The following is a 19,355-nucleotide window of genomic DNA, read 5'->3' on the forward strand; positions in this document are numbered from 1 at the left end:
AGATTATGCAAACGTTTTCTTTGGGGGTAAATATGTTGAAAAAAATTATGGTAGTCTGTTTATTGTTTATTTTGCTTCTTCCTAATATATACGAAGGGGATAAGGCGGAAGCAGCAACGATAAACAATGGAACATTAATGCAGTATTTTGAGTGGTACGCTCCGAACGATGGGAATCATTGGAATCGTTTGCGTACTGATGCTGAAAATTTAGCTCATAAAGGAATTACATCTGTATGGATACCACCTGCATATAAAGGGACCTCACAAAATGATGTGGGGTATGGGGCCTATGATTTATATGATTTGGGGGAATTCAATCAAAAGGGAACGGTGCGGACGAAATATGGGACAAAAACACAGTTGAAATCTGCAATTGAAGCTTTACATAAGCAAAACATCGGTGTATACGGTGATGTAGTTATGAACCATAAAGGTGGGGCTGATTATACAGAGACTGTAACGGCAGTTGAGGTAGACCCGAGTAACCGAAATATTGAAGTATCAGGTGATTATCAAATTAGTGCGTGGACGGGGTTTAACTTTCCGGGACGTGGGGATTCTTATTCTAATTTTAAATGGAAATGGTATCATTTTGATGGAACGGATTGGGATGAAGGACGGAAATTAAATCGGATTTATAAATTTAGAGGCATAGGTAAAGCGTGGGACTGGGAAGTGTCTAGCGAGAATGGGAATTATGATTATTTGATGTATGCAGATCTTGATTTTGATCATCCAGATGTTGCGAATGAAATGAAAAAATGGGGAACGTGGTATGCGAATGAATTAAATTTAGATGGTTTTCGTTTAGATGCTGTTAAACATATTGATCATGAATATCTACGCGATTGGGTAAATCATGTCAGACAGCAAACGGGGAAAGAAATGTTTACAGTAGCTGAATATTGGCAAAATGATATCCAAGCTTTAAATAATTATTTGTCTAAAGTGAATTATAATCAATCTGTGTTCGATGCACCGCTTCATTACAATTTTCATTATGCATCAACAGGAAATGGAAATTATGATATGAGAAATATTTTAAAAGGAACGGTAGTTGCAAATCACCCTACACTTGCAGTTACTCTCGTTGAAAATCATGATTCACAGCCTGGCCAATCATTAGAATCTGTAGTGAGCCCTTGGTTCAAACCGTTGGCATATGCATTTATTTTAACGCGTGAAGAGGGCTATCCTTCTGTTTTCTATGGTGATTACTATGGTACAAAAGGAAATAGTAACTATGAAATTCCAGCGTTAAAGGACAAAATTAATCCGATTTTGACGGCTCGAAAAAACTTTGCATATGGTATGCAGCGTGATTATTTTGATCATCCAGATGTGATTGGCTGGACAAGAGAAGGTGATAGTGTACATGCTAATTCTGGTTTAGCAACATTAATCTCTGATGGACCAGGAGGATCAAAGTGGATGGATGTTGGAAAGAATAACGCAGGGGAAGTATGGTACGATATTACTGGTAATCAAACAAATACTGTAACAATTAATAAGGACGGATGGGGGCAGTTCCATGTAAGTGGAGGCTCAGTTTCTATATATGTTCAGCAGTAGGTTAGTGATGAAAAAGAAGAGGGAGACTGAAATATAAGTTTTCCTCTTCTTTTTTACATTCTGTATAGTTAGAAATGTATGACACCTTTACTTCTTACATAACATATAGTATGATGTTTTCAGTAAATTAGATTTCAATGACTATAATATAAATTAATGAGAGGTGCTTTTTGTGAGTGCGGTAGGTATTAAATAGGAAAAATTTAATGAAATAAATCGGATAAGACCAGGGGATTTTTATGTACATCATACCCCTAATTTTGTCATGCATTTATTTCAAAACCTATGAAGATACCTACAATACTTTATAAAGCGTGTAATAAGGGGATTGCCATCTGTTTTTTTATGGCTTATTTCCTCATATGTTATTACACATGCCTTGTAAATGTAAAAGCTGCGGTATCCCCGCAGCTTTTTTGTATATATTTTTAATGTATAAAAATGGTAATTGAATAATGTAGAGCTCATTGGAATCTAATGAGTAGGTATCTTCATTGATGATAGAAATCAATCATAGTGAGGAGAAACAAAATGAATACGATGACTTTTGAAAAGTTACAATACAACGAATTAAAGGAAATAGTGAAATCTTATTGTGTAAGTGGTTTAGGAAAAGAATTAATAAATAAATTAGAGCCGAGTACAAGTATAAAAGTAGTGAGAAATCGCTTAAATGAAACGACAGAAGCACGAGCTATATTAGATGCAGAAGGGCATGTTCCTTTCTTCGGGATTTCTAATATCGCTAGTACAATTCAAAAATTAGAAAAAGGGATGATTTTAGATTCAGAAGAATTAGTAAGTGTGTCAGACTTTTTACGTGGATGTAGAAAGATTAAAAAGTTTATGTTAGATAAAGAATTTTTTGCGCCAGTATTAGCTTCTTATGCAAATTCAATGACTGAATATAAAAGTATTGAAGAGGAAATTAACTTTTCAATTAAAGGAAATAGTATTGATGCAGCTGCAAGTAAAGAGTTAAAACGAATTCGAAATAACATTGATTCTGTAGACGGAAAAATAAAAGAACGTTTAACAAAATTTTTAAATAGTAGTGCAAATAAGAAGTATATTCAGGAGTTCTTTATTAGTAAGAAAGATGATAGATATACGATCCCAATTAAATCTTCTTATAAAAATCAAGTTGCGGGAAGTATTGTTGAAGCTTCTGCAAAAGGTTCTACTGTATTTGTAGAACCGCATACAGTGACAAAGTTAAATGTAGAACTAGCGGGTTTGAAAACAGAAGAAGCGATGGAAGAGTATCAAATTTTAGCAACATTATCAGGAATGGTAGTAGAAAATATTTATCATATAAAAATTAACATGGAATTGATTAGTCAATATGATATGGTATTTGCGAAAGCGAAGTTTAGTAAATCAATCGATGGAATAGAGCCGAAATTAAACGATCATGGCTATATTCATTTAGTAGGTTGCAGACATCCACTTTTAACAGGGCAAGTTGTACCGTTACATTTTGAAATCGGTCAAGAATACCGTAGTTTAATTATTACAGGACCGAATGCGGGCGGGAAAACAATCGTGCTAAAAACAATTGGACTATTAACATTAGCGACAATGTCAGGCCTTCATATTGCTGGAGATAAAGAAACGGAAATTGCTATTTTTGAAAATGTGTTTGTAGATATTGGTGATAATCAAAGTATTGAAAATGCACTAAGTACATTTTCATCTCATATGAAAAATCTGTCTGAGATTATGAGGATGTCAAATAATAATACGTTGTTATTATTTGATGAAATAGGAAGCGGCACAGAACCGAATGAAGGTGCGGCACTTGCGATATCTATTTTAGAAGAGTTGTATCTTGCTGGATGTATTACAATTGCGAGTACGCATTACGGTGAAATTAAACGATTCTCAGAAATGCACGATGATTTTATGAATGCAGCGATGCAATTTAATAGTGAAACGTTAGAACCGCTTTATAAATTAGTAATTGGTAAATCGGGTGAAAGTAATGCACTTTGGATTGCGAATAAAATGAACGTAAAAGAGCATGTACTGAAGAGAGCGAAAGAGTACATGGGAAATAAAGAGTACACTCTAGAAAAAGTGAATGAAAGTAAAATTAGAAAACCGAAATTTGTGCAAGAAAAAAGAGAATCTCATTATGAGTACAAAATCGGCGACCGTGTGAATTTATTGGATTATGATGATTTTGGTATCATTTATAAGGAAAAAGATAATTTCTATAACGTCGTTGTATATTTTAAAGGTGAATTTGTTGAAGTGAATGTAAAACGTATTACTTTAGAGGTAGCAGCGAAGGAATTATATCCAGAAGGGTACGATTTAAACACACTATTTGTTGATTATAAAGAAAGAAAAATGCAACACGATATTGAGCGTGGATCGAAAAAAGCACTTCGTAAAATTCAAAAAGAAATGAGAAAGAATAGAGGGTAATATAGAGTGGTAATGATTAGACAAGAACAAAAAAATGATTATAGAAAAACAGAAGAAGTCGTAAAAGAAGCATTTTTACATGAAGAATTTAGCGATAAAAAAGAACATGAACTTGTAAAACGTATTAGAGAATGTGATGCGTTTGTTCCAGATTTATCAATTGTTGCGGTAGATGAGGAAATCGTTGGTCACATTCTGTTATCGAAAATTACAATAGAACAGGATGGGGCTTCTGTAGATTCATTAGCGCTTGCGCCAGTGTCAGTAGCACCAAATCATCAGAAAAAAGGAATTGGCGGCAAACTAATCATAGTTGCGTTAGAAAAAGCGAAAGAACTAGGATACGGGTCAGTTGTAGTATTAGGACATTCAGAATATTATCCGAAATTCGGTTTTGAACGAGCAAGTCAGCGGAATATAAAAGCACCATTTGAAGTGCCAGATGAAGTGTTTATGGTAATGGAGCTAAGAGAGAACGCTCTTCAAGGTGTAGAAGGAATTGTACAATATTCGAGTGCTTTTGCTGAGTAGGAGTACCGGTTAAGAAATGTAATCATAAAAGATGCTATCTTTTTGTATGGATATACAGAAAGATAGCTTTTTTTATTAAGCGGATCTACTGACGTATATTTTGCTCAATGAATAATTGAGGTGGTAAAATTGATATAGAAACGTAAAGGGAGAGAATGAAATGAATAAGCGAGAAACAGATAGCAATGAGAATGCAGTTACGTTATATGTTACAAGGCACGGTAAAACAATATTAAATACGAATCATCGCGCGCAAGGTTGGGCAGACTCTCCATTAGTAGAAAAAGGTGTGGAAGTTGCTACAAATTTAGGAACAGGATTAAAAGATATTCATTTTATGAATGCGTATAGTAGTGATAGCGGCCGCGCGATTGAAACTGCTAATTTAGTATTAAAATATAGTGAGCAATCAAAATTGAAACTTGAGCAAAGAAAAGATTTGCGAGAATTAAATTTCGGTATTTTTGAAGGTGAAAAACTTGAGAATATGTGGGATGTGGTTGGAAAAGCTGCGGGCGTTGCATCACCAGAAGAACTTATGAAGCTTTCTATTCAAGAAGTAATTAATCTTATTAGAACAGCAGATCCTACAAAACAGGCGGAAGATTGGGAATTATTTTCTACTCGTATAAAAGCTGAGATTGATAAAATTAGTGAAGAGTCTGCTGGAAATGGTGGCGGTAACGTTTTAGTTGTCGTTCACGGGCTTTTGATTACTACCTTAATAGAAATGTTAGACAGTAGCAAAACAAAGCTTGGAGTGGAAAATGCTAGTGTGACGAAGATTGTATATCAAGATGGAACATATACGGTCGAGTCGGTTGGTGATATGAGTTACGTTGCAAAAGGGAAAGAAAGTGTGGAAATATAATACTATCTCAAATAGTAATAAGAAAAGGAAGATAGAGAAATCTAGCTTCCTTTTCATTTTGTGAATTATGGAATTAATAAAATCTTTCCTGTGCTTTTACGGCTCTCTAATAATTCATGAGCACGAGCACCTTCTTGTAAAGAGAAGGTAGTAGGACTCGCGATGTATAATTTTTCAGTTGCGATCCAATCAAATAATTGAGTAGAGCGTTTTTTACGTTCTTCATAAGTAGTAAGAACGTTCCAAAGGTCTCCGCCAGTTAAAGTTTTTGAAGTATCCATAAGCATACGTGGATCAACCGGTGCAGGATTACCACCAGCCATTCCGTAAAATACGACAGTACCGCCAATTTTAGTAGCGTTAAAACTTTCCTCTAATGTAGAACCTACTGATTCATATACAACATTTACTCCAATACCGTGAGTCATTTCAAGTACCTTCGTATGCCATGATTCGGTATATAAAAATACGTGATCTGCACCAGCTAATGTAGCTATCTTTGCTTTCTCTTTTGATGACGTTAGGCCAATTACTTTTCCGCCATATAGTTTAATCATTTGAACGAGAAGTTGACCGACGCCACCAGCTGCAGCGTGTACCAAAGCTATATCATCCTGCTTGAGTTGATAACTATCTTTCGTTAAATAATGTGCGGTTAATCCTTGTAATAAGACAGAAGCGGCTGTTTCAAAAGAAATAGAATCTGGTAGTGGGATTACTTTTTCAGATGGAACGGCAACTAGTTCTGCATTTGCAAATGGAACGTCAGCAAATGCAATGCGGTCTCCAGGGTTGATAGTAGTAACGTTAGCTCCTACTTCTTCAACAATTCCAGCTCCTTCATACCCTAATACATAAGGCGGATTGCCAGCGAGATGATAATCACCGCGGCGTCTATAAATATCAGCAAAGTTTAAACCGATTGCTTTCGTGCGTACGAGAATTTCGTTTGGATTTATGATTGGATCATCTATTTCTTTATATTGTAGTACATTAGCGTCGCCGAATGTTTCGAAACAAAGTGCTTTCATATGGAATACCTCCATTTAAATTGTTTGTGGATGCTTTTTATCATACAATACAAATATCGATAGACAAAGAGGATTATTTCGATGGAATCAATCGGAAATATCGATTGAAAAGAGGGAATAGTAAATGGAGATAAAACAATTAATTACATTTAAAGTAGCAGCAGATACTTTGAACTTTACACAAACTGCGAAGAAATTAAGCTTTGCCCAATCGAGCGTAACGGCACAAATTAAAACGTTAGAGGCTGAGCTCGGTACACCACTATTTGAGAGATTAGGGAAACGTCTTTTCTTAACTGAAGCAGGAAGAAAGTTTCAACTATATGCGGACAAGATGATTGCACTTAGTAACGAAGCAAAGACGGCCGTTAAAAATGATGAGGAAATAGCAGGTACGTTAATAATTGGTGCACAAGAAAGTCAATGTACATACAGACTGCCTTCTATATTAAAGAAGTTTAAAGCACAATTTCCTCAAATAAAACTTATATTTAAACCAGCACATTCCAATAAAGATGCGAAGGAACAATTGATGGAGGGGAAAGTAGATCTTGCATTTATTTTGGACGAATGTAAAACAGAAGATGTTTTGCATGTGGAACCACTTATGAAAGAAGAATTAAAAGTAGTAGCTGCTCCAGGGCATCGTTTACTTGAACAACCTTCAGTTTCTATAAAAGATTTAGAGAGTGAAACACTTTTACTAACAGAATTAGGCTGCTCGTATCGGACTTTATTTGAAGAGCTATTTCGCGGGGAAGATGTATATCCAGCAAATAAAATTGAATTTGTTAGTGTTGAAGCAATTAAACAATGTGTTATTGCAGATTTAGGCATAGCCGTTTTACCAGCAATAGTAGTAGAAAAAGATATACGAGAGGGGGCGATAAAAGAGTTACATTTAGAAAATACAATCTCTCCGATTTATACGCAAATCGCTTGGCATAAAGATAAATGGATGACAGCACCACTGCGACAATTTATTGATGTAACGAGGGAGTTTTTTGTAACGGATTAAGTGGAGAAATATTTATTTTATATAAAAGAAAAAATGGCAATTTTGTATAAAGAACCGATGCTTGAATATAACAAGTATCGGTTCTTTTATGTTTTAAATATAGAATGCTATAAAATGTGTATTTCTCAATTTTTTTTCTTACAAGGATAAGTAAAATTTTTCGTATATTCCAATAATCATAAGGGAATTTACAACGTTTATACGTTTCTGTAAGATGCCTCTAGGAAGCGTGAAAGGAGGACTTACATAGCAGTATAGCTTGTCTTTAGTATACGTACTTATTGTGAGGAGGAATTTAAAATGTTTAAAAAGTTAATGAAAGTATGCGTGTTAAGTGCGGCAAGTATAGGTGTATTATTTAGTTTTCAAGGAAGTACATTTGCAGCTACTGATTTAAGTAGTTATTATGACGGGAAAAATCCAGCAACAACGAAAGTATACGGGGGAAGTACGACGTGTGATGCAGATGGATTTAATGCAAAATCTACAGCTGTATATGAAGGTAGTAAAAAAGTAGGGACAGTGTATTTACGTTATAGTAATACATGTCATGCAGCATGGTCTAAGCTTGTTTTAGATCAACCAGCACCAGCTGTTTCGGGAGGAGTGTACGCGTACGCTGTTGTGAATAAATACAAAAATGGTGTATTTCAAAAATCAGTTACTTCTAATCAGGGGAACGGCACAATAAAAACAGGTCAAACGAGCACTTATACAGGAATGGTATTTGATTTAACTGCTGATTTCGGATACACAGCAGATGCTGAAGCAGTTACGTTTAATAACGGTTACGGGAAAACAGCACGTTATTAATAAAGGAGTGAAATGATATGAAACTTTTAAAAAAGACGAGTGCATGTTTATTGCTATCTTTACTCGTTGTAACTAGTATGTTTAGCACGACTAATAGCGATAAAGCATACGCAGAAGACCATTCATATGATGGGAAAAGTCCTTATTATAACAGCTGTGATCAATCTGCAGTAACGAAAGAAAAGAAGTGGATTGATTCAAATTCGTATGTGGAATTAAAATTTAGCACGACGTGTAAAACAGCGTGGGCAAAAGTTACTGTAACGCGTGCAGCGGTTTATAATAACGAAGCTGATGCAAGGATTGTTAGAAAAACAGATGGAAAGGCATACACTTGTGGAAGTGCTGGAGGAAATGGTGTTGTAAATAAAGGGCAAACATCATGCTATACGCCAATGGTATATGACTTAGATCCAAGGAAAGCGCAAGCGCAGGGGAAACATGCTATTCCGAATAGTGATGCTTATAATTACGCGGAGACTATTTGGTATTGATGGGAATATGAAAATTGTAAGGTAGAATATTTTAAGAGCATGTTTTGATTGGTTTTCAAAACATGCTTGATCTGTATGCATTCTAATCTTTTCGGTAATCATGGCCCATTGAATTAACTAAGATCTGTATCAGGAGGAGCATATCCAAGGTGACGAGCCATTGATACAATTTGTCCTTTATGATGAAACTCATGAGTCTCCGTATGAGTTAAAAGCCATAGCGGTGTTGTGCTCCAAGGTTCTTTTTGCCATTTCACTTCATTTGCTATGTTTTCAAGCCAACGTTCATTGTATTCATCTAAAAAACGTAGTACAACCTCATCTACTAACTTAAACCTAGCACGTACCTTTTCGACATCTGTATGCCCAATTTCATAGTCATTAGCAAATGAAAAATCTGCTCTTTTTTGCTTGAATGCGAATGATCCAAGCCAGTATCGATAGCAATCGGCTACATGAATATGGGTTTTTATAATGCTGCCGTTTCCGAAATTCGGAACAGTGCGGTGTAGTTTTTCTAGTGGGATTTCTTCTAAAAATGAAAATAGAGTTTCTCTTGTAGAGCTAATAAGATTATATTGTTGTTTTAAAACATCTATCATGCAATTACACTCCTCTTTTATTTACTAAACTATTTGCTAGTAAGTAATTCTATAGTCACGAGGAGTGAACCTTTTTATAAGCATATTAAGTGTATTTCTTATTTGTTTCTGATAGATTAAACAAGGTGAAACTTTAATAAGTGGAACATTCTTAGTTCATAATAAATTGTAGATAAAAAAGGGGCACAATAAAATGAATAGACTAGTTGGTTTAAAGCAATTTGAAATAACACGTGGAGCATTACTGAAATTCATGGAAACGTTAGATGATAATACTGCGGATATGCAGCCGGATGGCTTTAACAATACAATTCGCTGGCATATTGGTCACGTGTTAAGTGCAGCAGAGACTTTCATGTTTGGAAGAGAGTTTAAACACTTACCGACTGAATATCCAGGTATGTTTGGATATGGTACACGACCATCTAAATGGGAAACAGAAGGGCCATCATTAGAAGTGTTAACGGTTCAATTAAAAGAACAAGCGAAGCGTATTAACGAAATGCCAGCAGAAGTATTTGAAAACAAGCTTCCAGAGCCATTCCTAGGATTGGAAACATTAGGGGAGCTTTACGGTATGATGCTTTATCATGAAGCGGATCATCTTGGTCAAATGAAGGCGATGGAACGTATTATTAAAGTTCTTTAGTTTGGGGTAAAGTTTAATTGCATATAAAAACGAACTCACAGATGTTTTATCAAAATTGAGGTGTAAGTAGTTACAACCTTATTTTTCGCAATACAGGTGTAATGCTAAATAATATATAGACAAAAAGAGTAGATAATTTATTATCTACTCTTTTTGTCGAACTTCTTGAAGGATTAGGGATTATAATCGCTTATCATTGTGATACTGATGAAGAAGGACTGGAAACGAGTCTATTAGGATAAGTAAATATCCTGATTTGTATGGTGTAACTATTAAATATGCTATTCCTAAATATGGAATATACGTATAATAATAGAGAAGAACTAGAAATAGGGGTGAATACTATGATTACATTAGAGCAAAAGTTGGAGCAATATAAACATACATATGTACAGTTAAAGGGAGAACTAAAATGGAAAACGAGTGATTCTCGAACAGGAATGATGATTGCTGCTATGTATGCAGGTAGTGAATTGTTTGATCTTGGACGTTTTTTAGAAATTAGTAGTTATATTAAGAATCAGGTAGGAATGTTTTCATACTTAAAGTCTTATCATCGCTTTGTAGTGGCTGCAACATTAGATATTCACTTTACAGATTACAAGAAAGCTTTTCGGGAATTTTTAGATTTATATGAACAATTGGTCACTGGTGGCTTTAGCCGGAGTATATTTACTTATCTTGCAGCAACTGTGCTTTTGACAGAAGAAAATGAACAGTATGGCACACACATTCAGCGTTCGACACAAGTATATAAACGCATGAAAAAGGATCATCTCTTTCTTACAGGTACAAATGATTATCCACTCGCGGTTTTACTGGCAGGACAATCAGAGAATGTAGAAACACTTATGGACCGAGTGGAACGTCTTTATCAGAAACTAGCGACATCTGGCTTGCGTAAAGGGAATGATCTTCAATTTTTGAGTCATATTCTCTCATTAAAGAAGGATGTCAGGGAAGAAATATTAGTTGCAAAATGCACAAATATATGGAATTTGTTAAAGCAAGAAAAGGTAAAAGTAAAACAGATGCATTACCCAGCTATCGGGCTACTAGCGTTACTCGAGGACGGAGAAAAAGAGATTCATTCTATTCGAGCATTCATTGAAAAATTGCAGGGGGATAAATTGTTCCGTTGGCATACAGATACAAATATTCTTATTGCTATTCAACTGTTCGTAAGTCAGAAAGGTGAGGAAAGTAAAGCTACCAACACAGGTTTACAAACAATGATAGAAGTCCTCATACAGGCGCAACAGGCAGCTATGATAGCAACGATTGCCGCTTCATCTGCAGCAACCTCTTCTGCTAGTAGTAGTTCATAATATGCAACTGCTTATGCTCTTGTAAATTATGATGAATCTATAGTGAACGGTTTAAAAAATATTAATAAAAAAGCCCATCACTCTCTAATGAGTGATGGGCTAACTGCTTTTACATAATCAGCGTTATCTTTTCAACTGTTTCAAATATTTGAGTTGTGTAACAATCATAATGCTAATAACAACGAGTAAAAACCATGAGCTAATTTTGCTTAAGTGAACGAGATTCCATACTTCTCGTTGATTTGGATATTGCCATGCTCCGAAAAATGTTGCGATGTTCTCTGCAATCCAAATAAAGAATCCGATAAGGAAAAAGGAGAGAACGAGTGGCATTTTATATGTAACGCCTTCTAATGAAAATTCTACAAATGTGCGAGAGAAAACAATGAATAGTAGTAAAGTTAATATCCATCTAAAGTCGTATGTAAAGTGGTGTGTGAAAAAATTGAAGTAAATCATAGCGCCCAACGGAATGGTAAAAATAGCTTTCGGCCAATGATACATTTGTAAATGTAATCTTCTCCACGCTTGGCATATGTAACTCGCGACACTCGCATACATAAAACCACTGTAAAGCGGAACTTCAAAAATCTTCGAATATGCCTCTTCAGGATAACTCCATGAACCAAAATGAACTTTATATATTTCTAGTAAAAGACCGATGAGATGGAAGACGGTAATTACTTTTAATTCGTCTTTTGTTTCAAGATCAGTTTTGTACATAATCCACTGCATAAGAAGACATACGATGAGTATGAAATCATAGCGATATAATCCTGGGATAGAAATGATTTTTGAAAGGGCTAGTGTCAAGAAAATAACGATTGGGAATAAGCAAGATAATGCTTGTTCGTAAGTGAAATGTAGTAGTTGTTTTATATAGAGCATTCGTTCTCCTTCAGTTGATTTGTTAGAAAACTCGAAATAATGACTAAGTATACTACGATTTTAAAAATAATCTAGTAGTCTATTTTGCATGTATTTGTAAGTTTTAGAAAGGAATTGTAATAAGTATCTTAATATGTAACAAAGTAAAAAAATAGTTTGCTATTTAAAAAAAGTGGGGATATAATATCTAAATGAAAATGATAATTANNTAATTATTATCAATAATGATTATAAATAAAAAATAATTATAAAAAACAACTGAATATAAAGGATGAAATGAAACATGTTACATAAGTCTACTGTACATGCTGGTCGCTGGATACATATTAAGTTCATATGTTTCATGAGCTTAATAATTTTATGTTTAATTGGATCTATATTTTTAGCCATTGCATTTGGTGCAAAGGATATCCATTTACAAACGGTGTGGGCAGCGGTTTTTGATTACAATCCGAAATTAACGCAGCATCAAATTATTTATGATTTAAGGCTTCCGAGAGTAATTGGAGCGGCAGTTGTAGGGGCAGCTTTTGCGGTTGCTGGTGCTGTTATGCAAGGGGTAACACGAAATCCTTTAGCTGATGCAGGTGTACTCGGAATAAATGCGGGTGCGATGTTTGTAGTAGCACTTAGTTTTGCTTTTTTCCCGCATATGCCGTATGCCTATTTAATGATTGTCTCCTTTATTGGAGCTGTTTTAAGTACAGTAATCATTTTTATTATCGGATCAGCAACATCAGGCGGGTTAACACCAATGAGGTTAACGATTGCTGGAGCGGTTATGGCAGCGCTTTTACATTCATTAAGTTCAGGTATAGCGATTTATTATGATTTAAGCCAAGATTTAGCGTTTTGGTACGCTGGTGGTGTTGCAGGGGTTAAGTGGGAACACTTGAAATTCTTAGTACCTATTATTCTTATAACGATTGTTTTCGCGACAATGCTAGGGAGATCTATTTCACTCATATCAATGGGGGATGATGTCGCTACGAACTTAGGTGTAAAAACGAATCGAACGAGAATACTAGGGATGATTATAGTAGTTATTCTGGCAGGTGTTTCTGTTTCAGCTGTTGGTTCAATTGGGTTTGTAGGACTAGTTATCCCGCATATTGCTAGAAAATTAGTTGGTGTTAATTATAGACTCATTATTCCTATGTCAGCGTTATTAGGAGCTATGTTATTAGTTGTAGCTGATTTAGGGGCAAGAACAGTAAACCCTCCTAAGGAACTTGCGATAGGAATTATGGTAGCTCTTGTTGGAGTCCCGTTCTTCCTCTATATAGCACGTAAAGTTGGGAGGGAGTTATAAGTGAAGGGTCTTTTTAACTCGGATAAAAAGAGAGCTATTACTGTAACTACAATATTCGGATGTGTAAGTATCGCTGTAATTTTAATTAGTTTAAATACAGGGACACTGAGTATAGCGCCACTTAAAGTAATTCAAACACTTTTTGGTTATGGTGATTTTGAGAGTGCAACCGTGCTATACGACTACCGTATGCCAAGAATTATAATCACAATGCTAGCCGGTATTGGCCTTGGGATTTCTGGTGCGATTTTGCAAGGGCTATCTCGCAATGCGCTGGCCGATCCTGGTATTCTTGGACTGCATTCAGGTGCATCTTTCGGTCTGATTGTATTCGTTACTCTCTTTCATTCTATTAATGAGAGTGCATCTATTTTAATACCGTTATTTACATTTGGCGGAGGGGTATTAGCTGCATTTCTTATTATTTTACTTGCGAGTGATCGGTCAAAAGGTTTGCTTCCTATTAGACTTATTCTCGTAGGTATTGCAGTTTCAGCTGGCTTTAGTGCGATTTCATTATTTTTCTCGCTCAAGTTAAATGATGAGACATACACATTCGCTTCTAGATGGTTAGTTGGTAACGTGTGGGGGAGAGATTGGGTTCATGTGCTAGCATTATTACCTTGGATTTTTGTACTAACCCCGTATGCATGGCTAAAATCTAAAACGTTAAACGCACTGTCATTAGGTGATAGTGTAGCAGCAGGACTTGGTGTTTCTGTTCCAAGAGAACGGTTACTACTTTTAGCTACAGCGGTTGGATTATCTTGCGCAAGTGTATCAATGGCAGGAGGGATTGGGTTTATCGGCCTAGTTGCTCCACATATCGCAAGAAAGTTAGTAGGTACTACCTATCAACACTTCCTTCCTTTAGCTGGCATTATTGGAATGATTATTTTAGTACTAGCAGATACGATAGGTCGTTCTATATTTGAGCCGAACTCTATTCCGGCTGGTGTAGTAGTTGCCGCTTTAGGAGCACCTTATTTTCTTTATTTACTTACAAAAACAAAATAAACACTTCAAAGAGGAGAACATATGAAAAAGAAACTTACTATTTTATTTAGCATGATGTGTATTTTAGTATTAGCAGCATGTGGTCAAACGAAAGCTAATGAAGAGGCAACGAACAAAACGGAAAAAGGTAATGATCCAAAAATTGCTTCCATGTCTATTCACTTAACGAATAATTTACTTGCATTAGGAATTACACCGGTAGGTTCTGTTATTGGTGGAGATTTAAAAGATTTCTTGCCACACGCTAAAGAGCAGTTGAAAGATACGAAGAAACTTGGTGTTGTAACAGATCCGAATATGGAAGCGTTACTTCAATTGAAGCCAACTGACATTTATGTTGATGAAAAATATGCTGGTAAAGATGTAGCGAAATACGAAAAGATTGCAAAAACACATTCTTTCAATTTAGATGAAGGTACGTGGAGAGATCAATTAAAGCAAGTTGGTAAACTTGTAAACCGTGAGAAAGAAGCGGATAAATATATTCAAGATTATGAAGAGCAATCAAAACGAGTAAAAGGTTTAATAGATAAAGAGTTAGGTAATAACGAAAAAGTAATGGCAATTCGCGTTACTGCAAAAGAATTACGTGTATTTAGTACGAAAAGGCCAATGGGACCAATTTTATTCCAAGACTTAGGATTACAGGCTGCAAATGGTGTAGAGAAAATCGATGGAAACCGTCCTTTCGAAGTCATTTCACAAGAAGTATTACCTGACTTTGATGCAGATGCTATTTTTGTTGTTGTAAATAGAGATGATAAGGCAAAAGCAGCATTTAAACAATTACAAGAAACACCAATTTGGAAAGATTTAAAAGCTGTTAAAGGCAAGCACATATACATTATCAATGACCAACCATGGCTTGACTATTCTGCTTTAGGTAACAAAATGGCAATGGATGAAGCGGAGAAAATGTTTACGAAATAATACAGTTTTTCTATTAGGGAAGACCCTCTAAATTTGGAGGGTCTTTTTGTAATTATTATTGTTAGAATAAATAAAAAATTATACAATAATGTTAATTTAGTATAGAGGAGATGGGCCAATGTCAGCGCTTATTGTAAGTGTCCCGTTTTGGCAACAGTATATGGAACGAGGGGATAAATAGGCTAAAATAAGTATCCCTGTTATTTTAAAAAGGGGGAGTTTGAACTGACAATGAATCTTTTTCAAAATAAAACGATTAAATTATCAGCTATTAAAGAAACAGATGCGGAAGTAATGGCTATGTGGCAAGAAGATAGTGAGTATTTAAGAAATATAGATACAGATGTAGCATTCCCGCAATCGATACAAGAAATAGCAAGTGATGGGCTATTAAAAGGACGGAGATCGAATAGTGTTTCTTTCATGTTAAGAACAGTCCAAGATGATCGCTTAATTGGTTTTGTGGCGATTCATGGCATAGAGTGGAATAACAGAGCGGGTTTATTAGCAATTGGTATAGGAGATGCGAATGATAGAGGGAAGGGATATGGAAAAGAAGCGATCCATCTTATCTTAAAATATGCTTTCTATGAATTGAATTTGCACCGCGTAGGCCTGGATGTTATTTCTTATAATAAATCTGCTATTAGGTTGTATAAAAAGATGGGGTTTCAGATGGAAGGTTGTATGAGAGAAGCGGTGCAACGAGATGGGAAGTATTTTGATCGTATCATTATGGGGATATTGAGAGATGAATGGATAGAGCTGCAAGGTTAGAAAGTATATTCAAAATTATATATGTAGTATGCAGGAGATATAATGGTAATTGGCGAAAATTTACAGTGTACTGATTGAACTTATAAGGAGTCATGTGAGATGAACTTAGAAAAAGCAAAACCAGTAAATGAAGAGGTCGCTGAATTAAAGGAACTAATTAAAGAATTACATGGAAGTGTACATCAACTACAAAGTGAAGTACAGCAACTAAGGCATGAAAGACCGGTCGTTGAGGTGAGAAAAGGTGTTCAATTATCACCAGCAATTATCGGACAAATTGGTGGTATAATTTTAGGTGGATTAGCAATTATCGGTATATTTTGGTGATGAAAAAAGGTTTGCAGAATAGTGCTGCAAACCTTTTGTATTTGACGATATCATTTCATGCAATATAATCTCTACATTAAATAACGTAAATATATATAAGCATGTGATAACAAGAGTGCAACAATAGTTAATGGTAAACCAATTTTTAAGAAGTCCATATAAGAGAAGCCATGTCCTTCACGTTTTGCAATACCAGCAACGACTACGTTTGCTGATGCTCCAATTAACGTTCCGTTTCCTCCTAAACAAGCTCCAAGAGATAACGCCCACCATAGTACTTCAATTTGCGGGGAATCGGTAGGTAGTCCGAGTCCTGTAGCTAAATCTTGAATAAGCGGGATCATTGTTGCGACAAATGGAATGTTGTCGATAGTTGCAGATGCGATGCCTGATACCCATAAAATAAGTATAGAAGCGAAACCGATGTCACCATTTGTTACGTCGATAACTTCTTTTGCAAGTGAAGAAATAAGTCCGATATCAATTAATCCGCCAACGAGAACGAATAGTCCGGCGAAGAAGAAAATTGTTACCCATTCAACGTGGGCAAATATATCTTCTATTTCATGTTCTTTCACGCCGATTAACATAAGAAGTGTAGCGCCTGTCATCGCGATAACAGCAGCGTCTACATGAATAATAGAATGAAGTACGAAGCCTAAAATAGTTAGTCCTAAAATCGAAATGGATTTTAAAAGAAGGCTTTGATCTTTAATATAATCTTTTTCGTTTAACGCCATTAGTTTTTCGATTTGCTCAGGTGTTGTTTTTAATTTGTTACGATACATGAAGTAAATAATGCCAAGTGTAACGATAGAAATAATAATTACGATTGGAGCTAAGTTCAGTAAAAAGGCGTTAAAGTCTAAATGCTTGTTTGCTGATCCAATCATAATGTTCGGTGGATCACCAATTAATGTTGCTGTTCCGCCTATATTTGAAAATAGCACTTCTGAAATCAAATAAGGAACAGGATTTACTTTTAAAATACGTGTAATGGATAGTGTAACGGGAACGATTAATAAAACGGTCGTTACGTTATCCAAAAATGCTGAACCGACGGCAGTTAATAGGGATAGTAATAATAAAATGCGAATCGGTTTTCCGCCAGCTGCTTTTGCTGCTTTAATGGCCACAAATTCAAAGACACCTGATTGACTCGTAATATGTACGAGAATCATCATCCCAATTAAAAGGGTGATCGTTTCCCATTGAATGTGTGATGTGAAAGCAGTATGTAAATCTACAACTCCAAAAATAATCATAATAGCAGCACCGAATAGTGCGATTACAGCACGATTCAATTTCTCAGAAATAATAAATCCGTACGTGATTAAAAATACGGCAATTGCAAAATAATATTGCCAATTTGCTACTTCATGTGCTGATTGTTCCAATCATGTCACCTTCTTTAAAGTATGTATTCAATTGTCGAAATGTATCTCGCTGCAATAATACGGGATAAAATATATTGTAGCAAATTCAAAAAAGAAAGAAAACTATTTAACGAAGTGAAGGAAAAAATGTATTTTTTACATATCATATAAAAAATATAAAAAACACAGTGCAAATTATTAGGAAAAGTGAGCGTTGTCCTCTAATATAGAGATAGCAATTTACATTATTTTTGCGTAAAATGGTTTAAAGAGGTGAATTCCGATGGAAATAGTAAAAGATAGTTCTCTTATTCAAAATGAAATTGAACGTTTTGTAAATAAAGATGTATATATTCATTTAGAAACGACGAACGGAGCATATGCATCACACATAAATGAAAAGATGATGACAGTTGGTGCTTTCATTCGAAATGCGATTATTCGCTTTGAACGTGGGAAGATTACTGGAACGAACCCATACCGAGTTGGTCTGAAAATGGATCATGGTTGGGTATATGCTGAAGGTATTACGCACTGGGAAGTAGACGGTCAAGAGCGTTTATTACTAGCTGGACATGATAATTTAGGTCGCCTAGCAGTTGCACTTGAATTAAGCTTAACACCATTTAAGTAAGAAGGAGGGAAACTTATGGAGAGACATGTACTTGTTGTATTTCCGCATCCAGATGATGAAGCATATGCTGCGGGAGGAACAATTCGCTTATTAACAGATCAAGGAGTACCTGTAACATATGCATGTGGTACTCTAGGACAAATGGGACGTAACATGGGTAAGAACGTATTCGCTAACCGTGAAACGATTCCAAATATCCGTGAGAAAGAATTGAAAGATGCTTGTGAAGCGATGGGCATTAAAGATTTAAGAATGCTTGGTTTCCATGATAAAACGTTAGAATTTGAAGATGTTGATTTCGTTGCTGACAAAATTGAAGCAATCATTCAAGAAGTAAATCCATCTCGAATTATTACATTTTATCCAGAGCACGGTGTACATCCAGATCATAATGCATTTGGCCGTGCTGTCGTTCGCGCTGTATCACGTATGCCAAAAGAAGAGCGCCCGGTTATTCATGCGGTTGCGATTACGAAAAATCGTGAAGCGGTATTAGGAGAACCGGATGTTGTAAATAACATTAGTGAAGTATTTGATCATAAATTAACTGCACTAGGTGCGCACCGTTCACAAACAGAAGCAATGCTGGAAGACACGCATGCAAAAATAAAAAACAAAGATGCAGCAACATTAAAATGGCTGCAGCTTGAACAATTTTGGACTTATAAATGGGAGTAGGCTAGAAGGACATCTTCTAGTTGCTCTTACATAGAAAAAGCGCCGTCACTTGTGAAGTGAACCCCGAAAACG

General features: G+C 35.5%; 20 protein-coding genes. 16 read left to right on the plus strand and 4 right to left on the minus strand.

Annotated elements, in window-relative coordinates; translation table 11 throughout:
• Positions 1-32: 32 nt before the first annotated feature.
• From amyS to COK05_RS01435, 4 genes are all read left to right on the plus strand, one after another.
• Positions 33-1,574, plus strand: a complete 1,542-nt coding sequence (gene amyS / locus COK05_RS01420) for an alpha-amylase (protein ID WP_098611174.1) — start codon at positions 33-35, stop codon at positions 1,572-1,574.
• A 531-nt stretch (positions 1,575-2,105) separates the two neighbouring features.
• A complete protein-coding gene (locus tag COK05_RS01425; protein ID WP_098611175.1) occupies positions 2,106-4,007 on the plus strand; it encodes an endonuclease MutS2 in 1,902 nt (633 codons plus the stop codon).
• Positions 4,008-4,013: 6 nt separating this feature from the next.
• On the plus strand, positions 4,014-4,538 hold the full coding sequence (locus COK05_RS01430; protein WP_098611176.1) for a GNAT family N-acetyltransferase: 525 nt from the start codon (positions 4,014-4,016) through the stop codon (positions 4,536-4,538).
• Between the two features lie 160 nt (positions 4,539-4,698).
• Positions 4,699-5,409 (plus strand): histidine phosphatase family protein, encoded by a 711-nt coding sequence (locus COK05_RS01435; protein ID WP_098611177.1) that lies wholly within the window; start codon positions 4,699-4,701, stop codon positions 5,407-5,409.
• Positions 5,410-5,474: 65 nt separating this feature from the next.
• Here COK05_RS01435 and COK05_RS01440 read toward each other — a convergent pair whose 3' ends face one another.
• On the minus strand, positions 5,475-6,440 hold the full coding sequence (locus COK05_RS01440; protein ID WP_098611178.1) for a quinone oxidoreductase family protein: 966 nt from the start codon (positions 6,438-6,440) through the stop codon (positions 5,475-5,477).
• A gap of 124 nt (positions 6,441-6,564) precedes the next feature.
• Here COK05_RS01440 and COK05_RS01445 point away from each other — a divergent pair, with 124 nt between their 5' ends.
• From COK05_RS01445 to COK05_RS01455, 3 genes are all read left to right on the plus strand, one after another.
• Entirely contained in the window at positions 6,565-7,458 is an 894-nt protein-coding gene (locus COK05_RS01445; protein ID WP_098611179.1) for a LysR family transcriptional regulator, read from the plus strand.
• Between the two features lie 300 nt (positions 7,459-7,758).
• Positions 7,759-8,271, plus strand: coding sequence for a DUF2690 domain-containing protein (locus COK05_RS01450; RefSeq protein WP_098611180.1), 513 nt, complete (start codon positions 7,759-7,761; stop codon positions 8,269-8,271).
• A 17-nt stretch (positions 8,272-8,288) separates the two neighbouring features.
• Positions 8,289-8,765, plus strand: a complete 477-nt coding sequence (locus COK05_RS01455) for a DUF2690 domain-containing protein (RefSeq protein WP_029442908.1) — start codon at positions 8,289-8,291, stop codon at positions 8,763-8,765.
• A gap of 113 nt (positions 8,766-8,878) precedes the next feature.
• On the opposite strand, the gene COK05_RS01460 is transcribed toward COK05_RS01455, so the two are convergent.
• Positions 8,879-9,367 carry a DinB family protein gene (locus COK05_RS01460; protein WP_098611181.1) on the minus strand — a complete coding sequence of 163 codons (489 nt, stop codon included), beginning with the start codon at positions 9,365-9,367 and terminating at the stop codon, positions 8,879-8,881.
• A 193-nt stretch (positions 9,368-9,560) separates the two neighbouring features.
• On the opposite strand from COK05_RS01460, the gene COK05_RS01465 reads away from it, so the two are divergent.
• Both COK05_RS01465 and COK05_RS01470 read left to right on the plus strand, forming a co-directional pair.
• Entirely contained in the window at positions 9,561-10,016 is a 456-nt protein-coding gene (locus tag COK05_RS01465; protein ID WP_098611182.1) for a DinB family protein, read from the plus strand.
• A 293-nt stretch (positions 10,017-10,309) separates the two neighbouring features.
• Positions 10,310-11,344 (plus strand): DUF4003 domain-containing protein, encoded by a 1,035-nt coding sequence (locus COK05_RS01470; RefSeq protein WP_141538851.1) that lies wholly within the window; start codon positions 10,310-10,312, stop codon positions 11,342-11,344.
• Positions 11,345-11,467: 123 nt separating this feature from the next.
• Here the strand turns inward: COK05_RS01470 and COK05_RS01475 are convergent, their stop codons facing one another.
• A complete protein-coding gene (locus tag COK05_RS01475; protein ID WP_098611184.1) occupies positions 11,468-12,232 on the minus strand; it encodes a DUF817 domain-containing protein in 765 nt (254 codons plus the stop codon).
• Positions 12,233-12,515: 283 nt separating this feature from the next.
• Between COK05_RS01475 and COK05_RS01480 the strand changes: the two genes are divergently transcribed.
• The 5 genes from COK05_RS01480 to COK05_RS01500 all read left to right on the plus strand — a co-directional run bounded on the left by COK05_RS01480 (position 12,516) and on the right by COK05_RS01500 (position 16,595).
• Positions 12,516-13,544: a FecCD family ABC transporter permease gene (locus COK05_RS01480; protein WP_098611185.1), complete on the plus strand. Its 1,029-nt coding sequence runs from the start codon at positions 12,516-12,518 to the stop codon at positions 13,542-13,544.
• Positions 13,545-14,561, plus strand: a complete 1,017-nt coding sequence (locus COK05_RS01485; RefSeq protein WP_098611186.1) for a FecCD family ABC transporter permease — start codon at positions 13,545-13,547, stop codon at positions 14,559-14,561.
• A 21-nt stretch (positions 14,562-14,582) separates the two neighbouring features.
• Positions 14,583-15,491 carry an iron-hydroxamate ABC transporter substrate-binding protein gene (locus COK05_RS01490; protein WP_098611187.1) on the plus strand — a complete coding sequence of 303 codons (909 nt, stop codon included), beginning with the start codon at positions 14,583-14,585 and terminating at the stop codon, positions 15,489-15,491.
• A 225-nt stretch (positions 15,492-15,716) separates the two neighbouring features.
• The gene (locus COK05_RS01495) at positions 15,717-16,268 is read left to right on the plus strand and encodes a GNAT family N-acetyltransferase (RefSeq protein ID WP_098611188.1); all 552 of its coding nucleotides are present in this window, start codon (positions 15,717-15,719) and stop codon (positions 16,266-16,268) included.
• Positions 16,269-16,367: 99 nt separating this feature from the next.
• On the plus strand, positions 16,368-16,595 hold the full coding sequence (locus tag COK05_RS01500) for a hypothetical protein (protein WP_002172778.1): 228 nt from the start codon (positions 16,368-16,370) through the stop codon (positions 16,593-16,595).
• A gap of 71 nt (positions 16,596-16,666) precedes the next feature.
• Here COK05_RS01500 and COK05_RS01505 read toward each other — a convergent pair whose 3' ends face one another.
• Positions 16,667-17,992 carry an ArsB/NhaD family transporter gene (locus tag COK05_RS01505; protein ID WP_098611189.1) on the minus strand — a complete coding sequence of 442 codons (1,326 nt, stop codon included), beginning with the start codon at positions 17,990-17,992 and terminating at the stop codon, positions 16,667-16,669.
• Positions 17,993-18,254: 262 nt separating this feature from the next.
• Between COK05_RS01505 and COK05_RS01510 the strand changes: the two genes are divergently transcribed.
• Both COK05_RS01510 and bshB2 read left to right on the plus strand, forming a co-directional pair.
• Positions 18,255-18,605, plus strand: a complete 351-nt coding sequence (locus COK05_RS01510) for a YojF family protein (protein ID WP_000407046.1) — start codon at positions 18,255-18,257, stop codon at positions 18,603-18,605.
• A gap of 15 nt (positions 18,606-18,620) precedes the next feature.
• Positions 18,621-19,283 carry a bacillithiol biosynthesis deacetylase BshB2 gene (gene bshB2 / locus COK05_RS01515; protein ID WP_000439487.1) on the plus strand — a complete coding sequence of 221 codons (663 nt, stop codon included), beginning with the start codon at positions 18,621-18,623 and terminating at the stop codon, positions 19,281-19,283.
• Positions 19,284-19,355 lie beyond the last annotated feature (72 nt).

It is taken from the genome of Bacillus cereus (assembly GCF_002567495.1).
Taxonomy (GTDB): Bacteria; Bacillota; Bacilli; order Bacillales; family Bacillaceae_G; genus Bacillus_A; species Bacillus_A cereus_AQ.